The 11,367-nt window shown below is 73.1% G+C and carries 11 protein-coding genes and 2 pseudogenes; 4 read left to right on the top strand and 9 right to left on the bottom strand.

The genetic code is table 11. From position 1 onward, the window contains the following. Positions 1-76: 76 nt before the first annotated feature. The 7 genes and pseudogenes from ABZ478_RS20870 to ABZ478_RS20840 form a co-directional block, all read right to left on the bottom strand. Positions 77-1,084: a YihY/virulence factor BrkB family protein gene (locus tag ABZ478_RS20870; protein ID WP_359551510.1), complete on the bottom strand. Its 1,008-nt coding sequence runs from the start codon at positions 1,082-1,084 to the stop codon at positions 77-79. Positions 1,085-1,340: 256 nt separating this feature from the next. After that, positions 1,341-1,628 (bottom strand): annotated as a pseudogene (locus tag ABZ478_RS20865) (CBS domain-containing protein); the annotation flags it as partial. Between the two features lie 72 nt (positions 1,629-1,700). Then, on the bottom strand, positions 1,701-2,282 hold the full coding sequence (locus tag ABZ478_RS20860; RefSeq protein WP_359551507.1) for a DUF488 domain-containing protein: 582 nt from the start codon (positions 2,280-2,282) through the stop codon (positions 1,701-1,703). A 263-nt stretch (positions 2,283-2,545) separates the two neighbouring features. Then, positions 2,546-4,141 (bottom strand): carboxylesterase family protein, encoded by a 1,596-nt coding sequence (locus tag ABZ478_RS20855; RefSeq protein WP_359551505.1) that lies wholly within the window; start codon positions 4,139-4,141, stop codon positions 2,546-2,548. Positions 4,142-4,160: 19 nt separating this feature from the next. Then, on the bottom strand, positions 4,161-4,802 hold the full coding sequence (locus ABZ478_RS20850; RefSeq protein ID WP_359551502.1) for a GPP34 family phosphoprotein: 642 nt from the start codon (positions 4,800-4,802) through the stop codon (positions 4,161-4,163). Between the two features lie 167 nt (positions 4,803-4,969). Then, on the bottom strand, positions 4,970-5,629 hold the full coding sequence (locus ABZ478_RS20845) for a response regulator transcription factor (protein WP_359551501.1): 660 nt from the start codon (positions 5,627-5,629) through the stop codon (positions 4,970-4,972). Continuing rightward, positions 5,626-6,795, bottom strand: coding sequence for a sensor histidine kinase (locus ABZ478_RS20840; protein ID WP_359551498.1), 1,170 nt, complete (start codon positions 6,793-6,795; stop codon positions 5,626-5,628). Before ABZ478_RS20840 ends, ABZ478_RS20845 begins: the two co-directional genes overlap by 4 nt. A gap of 167 nt (positions 6,796-6,962) precedes the next feature. On the opposite strand from ABZ478_RS20840, the gene ABZ478_RS20835 reads away from it, so the two are divergent. Further along, on the top strand, positions 6,963-7,379 hold the full coding sequence (locus ABZ478_RS20835; protein WP_359551496.1) for a DUF4260 family protein: 417 nt from the start codon (positions 6,963-6,965) through the stop codon (positions 7,377-7,379). Further along, positions 7,372-7,923, top strand: coding sequence for a TetR/AcrR family transcriptional regulator (locus ABZ478_RS20830; RefSeq protein WP_359551494.1), 552 nt, complete (start codon positions 7,372-7,374; stop codon positions 7,921-7,923). Before ABZ478_RS20835 ends, ABZ478_RS20830 begins: the two co-directional genes overlap by 8 nt. A gap of 41 nt (positions 7,924-7,964) precedes the next feature. On the opposite strand, the gene ABZ478_RS20825 is transcribed toward ABZ478_RS20830, so the two are convergent. Both ABZ478_RS20825 and ABZ478_RS20820 read right to left on the bottom strand, forming a co-directional pair. Then, positions 7,965-8,918: a Ku protein gene (locus tag ABZ478_RS20825; RefSeq protein ID WP_359551492.1), complete on the bottom strand. Its 954-nt coding sequence runs from the start codon at positions 8,916-8,918 to the stop codon at positions 7,965-7,967. Positions 8,919-9,103: 185 nt separating this feature from the next. Beyond that, positions 9,104-9,988, bottom strand: a complete 885-nt coding sequence (locus ABZ478_RS20820; RefSeq protein WP_359551489.1) for a helix-turn-helix transcriptional regulator — start codon at positions 9,986-9,988, stop codon at positions 9,104-9,106. A 215-nt stretch (positions 9,989-10,203) separates the two neighbouring features. On the opposite strand from ABZ478_RS20820, the gene ABZ478_RS20815 reads away from it, so the two are divergent. Both ABZ478_RS20815 and ABZ478_RS20810 read left to right on the top strand, forming a co-directional pair. Then, positions 10,204-11,220 carry a zinc-dependent alcohol dehydrogenase family protein gene (locus tag ABZ478_RS20815; protein WP_359551486.1) on the top strand — a complete coding sequence of 339 codons (1,017 nt, stop codon included), beginning with the start codon at positions 10,204-10,206 and terminating at the stop codon, positions 11,218-11,220. 24 nt (positions 11,221-11,244) lie between these two features. After that, a pseudogene (locus ABZ478_RS20810) lies at positions 11,245-11,346 on the top strand (dehydrogenase); the annotation flags it as partial. Positions 11,347-11,367 lie beyond the last annotated feature (21 nt).

Genomic DNA, 11,367 nt, shown 5'->3' with positions numbered 1-11,367 from the left:
CGCGGCCGGCCGGGCCCGCGGCCGCCCGCGGAGCGCCGCGACTCGCGCTCCGGGGCGGCCGTACCGCGTGTGGGGGTCAAGGGTGCCCCTTGTCGCCGACGGCAGGCGGCGGGGGCTTGCCGAAGGTGACGGAGACCTTCTCGAAGCCCTTGAAGGACTCGGCGGTCGCGTAGGAGCGATAGGCGCGCAGGTCGCCCTTGGCGAGGTGGACGTGGTCGGTGAAGGGCGTGGCCAGGCTGCGCGGCCACAGCCGCATGAAGCGCACGGCGATGATCTCGGCCGTGGCCAGGTAGACCACGGCGGCGAGATAGACCCAGGCGAGCAGACCGAGCACGATGCCGAACATCCCGTAGGTCGCCGTGGCGCCCCGAAGCACGTGGCCGACGTAGTAGGAACCGCCCCACTGAAGCACCTGCCAGGCGCACGCGGCTCCCAGTGCGGGGCCGTACATCAGGCGCAGCGGGGGCCGGCACCGGGTCATGATGCGGTAGCTCAGCAGCAGAAGCGCCGCGTTGACCGCGATACCCGCGACGCCGACGACGACCCGGACACCGACTGCCAGGCTCGCTCCGAAGATGCCCGCGGCGGATTCCGCGGCGGACAGCGCCGTCGTCAGGCCGAGGCCGGCCGCGAGCAGCAGCAGAAAGCCCAGGCCCTTCACCCGTGAGCGCAGGGGGTCGGGGCGTGCGTGTCTCGGCACGGCGAAGATCTTGTTCAGGGCGTGCTGGACCGCCTGCGCCACCCCCAAAGCGCCGTAGACGCTGCCGATCACGCCCACCGCGACCGCGGCGCCGCTGCCGTGGAACGAGTGCACGTTCTGCCCGAGCTGGTCGCCGATCACGGGAAACTCACCGAGCGCGGAGTGGAGTACGGAGTGCTGCAGCCCCGGATTGCCGTGCAGGGCACCGCTGAGGATCGCGACGAGGAGCAGCAGCAGCGGGAACAGGGAGACGAAGCCGTAGTACGTCAGCAGCGCGGCGAGGTACGTGGCCTGGTCGTCGAAGAACTTGTACACGACCGCGAGCGGCATGCCCGCCCGCCGATGCCGTCGCTGATATCGGTCCAGCCGGGCCAGCACGTCCATGTGCCCTCCCACACCTCGGGCGGGTCCCGTACCTCGCGGGACGCCGCAGCATCCCTGTGCCCCCGCCCACGGGATCCCACACCGTCCGCGCCCGGCTCTCGTGCGGGGCACGGAGCTCGCGGGGCGGCGGTCCGGCGCCCGGCCGTGTTCCGCCGCCCGGCGACCGCGTGCCCGCGCAGCGCGCGGGAGCGCGCGTGCACGGGCACGCCGGGCCGCCGCAGTGCCGGTGCGGCCCGCCGACTTCCGCCGGTGCGGCCTACTGATTCGGCTTGGCCGCGCTGATGTCGCCGAGTGCCGACTCGGCATCGCTTTCGATCGCCAGGTCGCCGAGCGAGACGATGCCGACGGGGTGGCCCTGTTCCATGACCGGGAGGCGGCGGACGGAGTGCTCGCGCATGAGCTCCACCGCGTGATCGAGGTCCTCTTCAGGGGCCACCGTGATCACATCGTCACTGCAGGCGGACGCGACTGTCCTTTCTTCCTGGTCGCCGCCCTCCGCGAGGGCGCGGACCACGAGGTCGCGGTCGCTGACGAGACCGCGCAGCTCGGGCGGCGTCGGCGTCCGCCGCGCCCGGGCGATGGCACCGGCGGGTCCGTCCGCGTCAGGGGGTGTCGCTCAGGCCGCCGGCGGGCCGTCGTCGTAGACGAGGAGACCGTCGTCCCGGAGGCGCACCCCCTGGGTGGGGGTGTGCGTGGTGAGGCGTGCGTCGTGCATCAGGTGGAGGACGTGCGCGCCGCGGGCCAGCACGGCGAAGTCGGCGATCAGTCGCCGGTGGCAGCGCCACCAGACCGCCTCGCTGCACATCACCGCGGTCCGTGACTCGCCCGCCTGCCGCAGCAGATCGTCCATCGCGGTGACGAAGCCGGGGCTGCGGGTGTGGGCGGCGTAGCCACGGAACGAGTCATTGCGCCAGATGGTGTCGGGCGAGTCGGGTGCGGGCCTGCGCCATCCGCCCAGCCGCTGCTCCCACCGGTAGGCGATGTGCGCCTCGGGCAGCCACTCGGCCATGCGCTGCCGTGACATGTCCGGATCGCGGCGGCTGCCGGGGGCGGTTCTGACGTCCACCACGGCAGTGACACCGGCTCGCTGGAGGAGATCGGTCAGCGCGGTCCGGTCGGCCGTGCCGTGGCCGAACGTGATCAGCTCGGGCCCGGGCCCAGGAGGCCCGCCGCCGGGGTGCGCCTGTTCGTCACTCATCGCTCATGCCGTTCACCCGCTTCGGCCCGCTTCGGCCCGCTTCGGCCCGCTTCGGCCCGCTTCGGCTGCGGTCGCGCGAGCCCGCGCGACTCGGTTCGCCGAGTACCCGGGACCGGGCCGGTGGCCGTACCCGTGGGACGGTCCGTGTCCACATCGCCTGACCGGCGCCACGTGGACCGGCCGAGCGCGATGGGGCGCCGCGAGCCCCGGCTGTCCGTTCCGGACGCCGGGGCGTCGTCGTCCGACGGCGGTCTTCTCCATGGTCACCCGAGGTCGTTCCAGAACGCGCAGTGGTGGCGGGAGCGCACCGTGCGGGTCGGGACGATGTGGTCCGGTGCCAGGGACAGCACCGCCTGCCGGGGCCAGGGCGGTGAGGACGGGCCGTTCGGGTCGGCGGTGCGGGCGAAGCGGGTCCAGTAGTCGATCATGGTGTCGGCCAGCCGGTGCTGTGCCGGGGTCAGGTCGCGGGGGCGGCCGCCCAGGTCGAACAGGTAGGGCAGTTCGCTCGCGTGCGGTGCGCCGAGCGGGAACGGCGGCGTGCCCGGGGTGAGCGGCGGAGCGTGCTCGTCGGCGAACTCGTAGCTCCAGACGGGAACATGGGCGGCCAGGAGGCTCCCGGCGCGCGCGGTCGGGCAGGCGAAGTCCGCGTCGCCGATGACCGCCCCGAACACCGGGCCGCCGTCGGTGCGGTGCACCGGGTACTCGTGGGCGATCGCCTTCGCCTGCCCCGGTCCGGGGAAGAAGGCGGCCAGGACGTCCGGCCAGGTGCCGGGAGTGACGGGATTGCCGGCCTGGATGATTCCGGCGGCCCAGCCGTTGCCCTCGTCGTGGTTGTCGCCGATCAGGACGGGGACGTGGCGGAAGCGGCCGGCGGCGATCGCCGCCGCCGGGTCGCTGGGCAGCAACGGGGTTGTGTGAGCCGGTTGTTGATCGGTGTCCTGGGCTGCGAGGAGTCGGGAGACGTCGAGGCGCCGTAGGCAGGCCATCACGTCGCGGGCGGAGCCGCAGCCGGCCGCGGCCGCGAAGTCCGCGCCCGTGGCGCGCGCTGTGGACAGGGGGACGGAGGAGGGCGCGAAGGGCCGGTCCGGGCGGCCGGTGCACGGGCCGCTGCCGATGATCGCCCGGTCGAAGAGGCCCGCGGCGGCGGGCGATGCGAGCTGGGCGCAGACGCTGTACCCGCCCGCCGATTCACCGGCCAGTGTCACGTTGTCCGCGTCGCCGCCGAAGGCGCCGATCTCGGCGCGGACCCAGCGCAGCGCCGCCTGCTGGTCGGCCAGGCCGAAGGTGCCGGAGCCCGGCAGCCCGTCGTGCGCGAGGAAACCGAGCGCCCCGAGGCGGTAGTCGACGGTGACGACCACGACGTCGCCGCGGGTGGCCATGCGGTGGGCGTCGTAGGAGCTGCCCGCTCCGGTGGTGAAGCCGCCGCCGTGCAGCCACACGATCACCGGCCGGGGGCGCGCCGGTCCGGCGCCGTCGGGCGTGGTGACGTTCAGGTGGAGGCAGTCCTCGTCGGTGCTGCCGCCGGGCACCTCGCCGGCCTGCTGCGGGCAGGCGCTCGCGGGCCGGGTCGCGTCCCTTGTCCCGGGCCAGTGAGCCGCGCGATGCGGCAGTGCCCAGCGCAGCCTGCCGACCGGGGGTGCCGCGTAGGGGATGCCTTCGAAGGTGCGGTAACCGTCGTGGGCGGCGCCCCGCACCAGGCCGTCGTGGGTGCGGACCGTCGTGGCGGAGGGCTGGGGCCGCTCCGTCGTGGTGGCGGCGGGCCGGGCGGACTGCGTCGGTGGTGCCGCGGGGGACCAGGCCGTCGCGAGGACGGCGGTCAGGGCGCAGCCCAGTCTCGTCAGGACGCGGTGCATGCTCATCGTCTCCCCTCCGGGCAGGTCAGCTCCCGCCCATGCCGCCCTGTGCGGCGATCATGGTGGTCGGCAGTGCGCGTACCGCTTTCTCGAGGCCGGGGGCGAGAGCCGCAAGCCGCCCCGTGCAGGCGTCGATACGGGCCCGGCAGGTCTTGTGGTCCTGCCGGGAGACGACCGCGCGGACGCCGCCCGCCGCGGCGAGCGCCAGCAGCGCGGCGTCGGCGACGGGGATCTCCCCTACGGGTCCGGTCCCGTGCAGAGTCGCGGACACACGGGCGCGCAGCGCGGCGGGCGCCGCGCGATCCGTCACGGTCAGCCGTCGGGTGCCGAACGGGGTGCGCGGCTCCTTCACGGTGAGGAGTCCCGCGCCGGCGAGCCGGTTCTCCACCTCCGTCAGGGTCCGCTTGCGGTCGCTGCGCATGAGGTGCCTCCAGCCGTGGGCACCGGCGGCGGCCTCGCGCAGCACGCCGTCCAGGACGGGGTCGCCGGTCGGCTCGGTCCCGGACACGGTGACCCTGCCGCCCTCCTCCCCCAGCCGGCCGCGCGAGGCCAGGTCGATCAGGGCGGCGGCACGGACCAGCAACTGTGTCCGGGGCCGGTCGTAGGGGGCCTGGGCCGCATCGTCGTGGGCGAGCAGATACATCAGGGAGGGCAGGTCGTCGATCACACCTCGACGCTACGGCCGGCCGCGCCCCCGCGGATCGGCCATGGGAGCGGTCCGGCGCTGGGACCGCGGGAGGATCGCGGCCCGGTCTCCTCCCTGAGGAGGAGACCCTCGGAGGAGGAGAATCGCCATGAGGAGACGAGCGTCGTGAGAGGGACGGACAGCGGCGGTCAGGGGCGGCGCGGTCGCACCAAACCGTGGTCGTAGGCGGCGACGACGGCCTGGACGCGGTCGCGCAGGCCCAGTTTGCGCAGCACCGCGGTGACATGGTTCTTGACGGTCGCCTCCGACAGGCCCAGCCGAGCGGCGATCTCCGCGTTCGACAGCGCCTGCCCGATCAGGGTGAGCACCTCCCGCTCGCGGCCGGACAGATCGCGCAGGGAGGGCGGCGGCGCCGGGTCGGGTGTGGTGCGCAGGTAGCGGTCCAGGACACGGCTCAGTACGGCCGGCGCCAGCAGCGCGTCGCCGCGCGCGGTCAGGCGGATCGCGTCGACGAGCTCGGCGGGACGCATGTCCTTCAGCAGGAAGCCGCTCGCCCCCGCCCGCAGAGCGGCGACCACGTTCGCGTCCACGTCCCAGGTCGTCAGCACCAGCACCCGCGCCCGGCTGCCGCACTCCGCGATCTGCCGGGTCGCCTCGATGCCGTCCACGACGGGCATACGCACGTCCATGAGCACGACGTCCGGTGACAGTTCCCGTGTCAGCCGCACCGCCTCCTGCCCGTCGGACGCCTCACCGGCCACCTCGAGGTCGTCCCGGGCGTCGATGATCATGCGGAATCCGGTTCGGACCAGAACCTGGTCGTCGGCCACCACCACGCGCACCGTCATGACACCTCCCCCACCGGCAGCCGCGCCGCCACCTCGAACCCGCCCCCGGGCGACGGACCGGTACGCAACGTACCGCCCACGAGCCGCGCCCGCTCCTCCATCCCCACCAGACCGCGTCCGGCCCCGGCCGACGCGGAACCTGTCCACCGCGCACGGCCGTTGTCCACCACCGTGACCTCCACACACGCTCCCGCGGCCGTCACGCGCACCCTCACCTCGTCGGCGCCGGCCGCGTGGCGCAGCGTGTTGGTCAAGGCCTCCTGGACGATCCGGTACGCCGCCAGGTCCACCGCGGCCGGCAGCCCGTCAACGGCGCCCTCGCGGTGCACGTGCACGGTCATCCCCGTGGCACGCACGGTGCCGGCCAGCTCGTCCAGGCGCGCGAGCGAGGGCCGCTGTTCCCGCTGCGCTCCGGGCTCGTCCTCCCCCGCTTCGGGCCGGAACGCACGCAGCAGCAGGCGCAGTTCGCCGAGGGCCGAGCGGGCGCTCGTCTCGATGGCTTGGAGCGCCTGACGGGCCTGGTCGGGCCGTTCGGCGAACACGTCGTCGGCGGCGCCCGCCTGAACGACCATCACCGACAGGGTGTGTGCCACCACATCGTGCACCTCCCGTGCGATCCGGGCGCGCTCCTCCACCACGGCCCGGCGCGTCTCCGCCCGCGTCCGAGCCCGCTGCGCCCTGCGCCACTGCCCCGTCATCCACGCCAGGACCACCGTCAGCAGATAGACCGCCAGGCCGGTGGCTCCACCCGCCCCGAAAGCCAGCGGCGCGGGCACGCACATCGCCGCCAGCGCCCCCACCGACACCCGCCGCGGCCGGGTGGCCGACAGCAGGCACAAGGTCACCTGCGCCGCCAGCAGCGCCCCCGTCAGGGACACCGCCGGCAGCAGTGCCCACACCGCGAGCCCGGACGCCGCGTTCACGGCCAGCACGCGGGCCGGGGCGCGGACCTGCCATCTCAGGGCGCAGGCCTGCACGAGGACGAGGGCCGCCGCGGCAGGCAGGCGGCGGGCGTGGTCCGCACCGGCCACGAGCACCGATGTACCGACGACGGCCAGCACCAGAGCGGCCGGCCCCCACCACAGCGCCCGGGCCGCACGGGGCGTCAACTCACCCCGCCACTCCCGCATCGACGCTTCGTCCGGCCGCCCGGTCCCGCTGTCCACATCCCGACGATAGCCAGCCGCGCGGGCCGGCCCGCGAATCCGGCGATTCCCGCTTCCGCGTCGCGGCACCCCTTGCGGGCTAACGCCGTTAGCCATACGGTCACATCGCGGCTAACGGCGTTAGCCGTAAGGACCACCGGCACCGTACGACGCAGGAGGCAGCAGCCATGACCGCGACGGCCACCCCTTCCGCGCCGCGCTCCACACTCACCCTTCCGCGCCGCTCCGCCTGGCTGGCAAGTGCCCTGTTCTGGTCGGCCTTCGCTGTCGTGGAGGGCATGAACCACGGCCCGCTCGCCGGCGGCCTCGCCCTGCTCTTCCTGGTGGTGCCGGACCTGACGTTCCTGGTCGCCCTGGGTGACGCCCCCCGCATGGCCAGGGGGCAGCTGGCCCCGCGCGCGGTGCCGTACTACAACGCCATGCACCGCGTCCTGATCCCACTCGCGCTGATGGCCGCCTACACGGCCCTGCCGATCGACTGGCCGCCCGCCTTCGCCGCCCTCTGCGGCTGGATCGCGCACATCTCCTTCGATCGCGCCTTCGGCTACGGGCTCCGCACCGAGGAGGGCTTCCAGCGTGGCTGACCGAACGACGGCAGACGGGCCGACGATCCGACGGCTCACCCCGAGGGCCCGGCAGATCGCGGCGGTCGCCCGGGAGCTCCTGGAGGAGTCCGGCCCCGCCCTGCTCACCATGCGCGCCCTCGCCGACCGCCTCGGCATCAAGGCGCCGTCCCTCTACAAACACTTCCCCGACAAGCACGCCGTCGAGGTGGAGCTGATCGCGCAGCTCCTCACCGAGACGGCCGAGGCACTGGAGGCCGCCGAGGCCCGTGCTCCCGGCTCCCTGGCGGCGCTCGCCGACGCCTATCGCGACTACGCCCTCGCCCACCCACACCTGTACTGCCTCGCCACCGAACACCCCCTGCCCCGCACCGAACTTCCCGCAGGCCTGGAGGGCCGAGCCGCCCTGCCCCTGCTCCGCGCGTGCGGCGACGACCTCGGCCTGGCCCGAGCCATCTGGGCGTTCGCCCACGGCATGGTGACCCTGGAGATCCACGGCCGCTTTCCTCCCGAAGCCGACCTGGACACGGCGTGGAAGCGGGGTCTGAAAGCACTGCGCCCCTGAGATCGCGGGGCCGGGAACATCCCCCGGCCGAGAACACCCGTCTACGCGCTTCGCGGCCGTCGGGAGGCCGTCTTCTTCGTGGCCGCCTTCTTGGCCGCGGCCTTCTTGGCCGGCTGCTTCTCGGCCGACTGTTTCCCGGCCGACTGCTTCTTGGCGGCCGGTGCCTTCTTCGGCTTCGGCAGCCTGTGCACCTCGGCGGGGCCGGCGTCCTCGCCGCGGGAGGCCTTCGCCTTCTGCACCGACTCGCTCAGCGCCGCCATCAGATCGAGCACCTGGGCCGGGGCTTCCGGCTCCGGCGCCTCGGGCAGCGGCTTCTCCTCCCGTTTCGCCTCGATGATCTGCGCCATGGCCTCGGTGTAGCGATCCTGGAACTCCTCCCCCTCGAGGTCCTCACGGGTCATGGTCTCCATCAGCGCGAGCGCACCCTCGATCTCCTCGTCCGACACCTCCACCGGTGGCGGCAGCAGCTCCTTCGGGGAGCGGATCTCGTCGGGCCAGCGCATGGCGTGGAGTACCAGGACGTCGCCCTTCACCCGGAGCAGGCCGAGCCGCTCACGCCCGGACCACGCGTACTTCGCGACCGCCACCTTCGACGAACGGCCGAGCGCCTGGACGAGCAGCTTGTACGGCTTGGCCGCGACCTTGCCGGCCGGTTGAAGGTAGTAGCCCTCGCCGATCCGGATCGGGTCGATGGAGGCGAGCGGCACGAAGGCGTCGATCTCGATCGCCTTCGCCGTCGGCAGGGGCAGATTGCGCAGATCCTCTTCGGTGATGGGGATGACCTGCGTCTTGGTCAGCTCGTAGCCCTTGCCGATCTCGTCCTGGGAGACCTCCCGGTCCTCGAGCTCGCAGATCTTGCGGTAGCGGACCCGCCCCATGTCCGTCGTGTGGAACTGGTGGAACCGGATCGAGTGGTCCTCCGTCGCGCTGACCACGTTGATCGGCACGGTGACCAGACCGAACGAGATGGCACCGGACCAGATGGTTCGGGGCATGCCACACCTCCGCAGTAGCCCCGAGCCAACCAGTGGCCGACCGGCCACGAACCTGAGACGGGCCGGTCAGCCTGTGCACTCTCGCGAGCGCGTCGGGCGTGAGGCGGACCTCCCATGGACAGTCTCCTGGCAGCGCGCCTCGTCAGCCACCGGTCGGCAGCCGTATGCGGCCTGCCGCGACTCGCTCAGTTCGTCGTGGAGGGTTCCGTGGCGTCGGCATCCCGGGTGGCGGCCCAGGACGCGAGGAGGCGCAGTCCCTCTTCGGAGGGAGAGGCGGGTTCGGCGGTGTAGACGGTGAGCGTGAGACCGGGTTCGGCTGCCATCTCCAGCCCTTCGTAGGCGAGTGTGAGGTCGCCGACGGCGTGGTGCCGGAAGCGTTTGGTGCCGGTGCCATGGTGGCGGACGTTGTGGGCACCCCAGCGGGTGCGGAAGTCGTCGCTTCGGGTGGAGAGCTCGCCGACGAGGTCGTGCAGGCCCTTGTCGTGGGGGTTGCGGCCGGCTTCGGTGCGCAGGATCGACACCGCGACGTCGGCGGCCTGGTCCCAGTCGGGGTAGAAGCGGCGGGAGGCGGGGTCGAGGAAGTTGAAGCGGGCCAGGTTGGCCTGGTTGTGGGGCGTGGCGTAGACGTCGTCGTAGAACGCGCGGGCGAGCCGGTTCGTGGCAAGGAGGTCCATGCGTCCGTTGCGGACGAAGGCCGGGCCGGCGGTGATGGCGTCCAGGACCCATTGCAGGCTGCGGTGTGCCTTCCACTGGTGGGTACGCCGCCGGGGGCGGGTGAGGGCGTCGGAGCCGTCTGCCGCGTGGGCGAGGTTGAGCAGGTGGGCGCGTTCCGCGTCATCGAGGTCCAGGGCGCGGGCGAGGGCTTCGAGGACGGCCGGGGAGGCGCCGGCGAGGTTGCCGCGTTCGAGTTTGGAGTAGTACTCCACGCTCATGTCGGCCAGTGCGGCGACCTCGCTCCTGCGCAGGCCGGGCACCCGGCGCCGGCTGCCGGAGGGCAGGCCCGCCCGCTCGGGGGTGATCTTGGCTCGCCGCGAGGTCAGGAACTCGCGGACCTCTGCTCGGTTGTCCACGCTCTCGACGGTACGTCCCGCCCGCGGCGGAAGGGATGTACTGGCGGTACACCCCTCGACCGTGCCTCGCTCCCCGCGGCAGGAGCGGGTTACCTGGAAGACGTGGTGCTTGTCGCCCGACCGCGAGCCGGTCAGGACGGGTGCCACCGGCTCTGCACTCGGCGACGGCCGCTTCCCCTCGGTATGTCGCCCCGGAACGCAAAGGAACCCTTCTCATGCGCGGCGCAATGATCTACGCCCCCGGCGACATCCGTTTCGAGACCCTGGACGACCCCAAGATCCTCAATCCGACCGACGCGATCATCCGCACCGCCGTGACCTGCGTGTGCGGCTCGGACCTGTGGCCCTACCGTGGCGTGGAGCCGACCGATGAGCCGCATCCGATGGGCCACGAGTACGTCGGCTTCGTCGAGGAGGTCGGCTCCGAGGTCACCTCGGTCAGGCCGGGTCAGTTCGTGATCGGCTCGTTTGCCACCTCGGACAACACCTGCGCGAACTGCCGGAACGGTTTCCAGTCGAACTGCCTGCACCGGGAGTTCATGTCGACCTGCCAGGCCGACCACGTTCGCATCCCCAACGCCCAGGGCACCCTGGTCGCCACCGACGGCACCCCGGACGAGGAACTGTGGGCCGGGCTGCTGGCGGTCTCCGACGTGATGGGCACCGGCTGGTGGGCCGCGGATGCCGCCGAGGTGAAGCCCGGCTCGACCGCCGTGGTGGTCGGTGACGGTGCCGTCGGCCTGTGCGCGGTGATCGCCGCCAAGGAAATGGGCGCGGAGCGCATCATCGCCATGTCCCGTCACGAGAAACGGCAGCGGCTGGCCCGCGAGTTCGGTGCCACCGATGTCGTCGCCGAGCGCGGCGCGGAAGGCGTCGAGCGGATCAAGGAGCTGACCGGCGGGATCGGCGCCGACAGTGTGCTGGAGTGCGTCGGCACCGGCGAGGCCATGCGGCAGGCTCTGCGCTCCGCCCGGCCCGGCGGCAACGTCGGCTTCGTCGGCGTCCCCCACGACGTCGCCGTCGACGGCCAGGAGCTGTTCTTCTCCCACGTCGGCCTGCGCGGCGGCCCCGCGCCCGTCCGCCGCTACCTGCCCGACCTCATCGACCGCGTCCAGACCGGCGCGATCGACCCGGGCAAGGTCTTCGACCTCGCCCTGCCGCTGGACCAGGTCGCCGAGGGGTACCGGGCGATGGACGAGCGCCGTGCCATCAAGGCGCTCCTGAAGCCCTGACAGGGGGAACCCACCGGTCCGAGCAGAGCTGTTCTGCCCGGGACGCGGGTGCTGGGGCGCGGCACGCCGCTGTTCGTCGACGGCGGCAGCACTGTCCGCCCGCACCCCGACCGGGCCGGTGACTCGACCGACCGGGGCGACATCGAC

Source organism: Streptomyces sp. NPDC005706 (assembly GCF_040631045.1).
Taxonomy (GTDB): Bacteria; Actinomycetota; Actinomycetes; order Streptomycetales; family Streptomycetaceae; genus Streptomyces.
The sequence above is the reverse complement of the archived record's forward strand: the minus strand, read 5'-3'. Positions and strand labels throughout refer to the sequence as shown.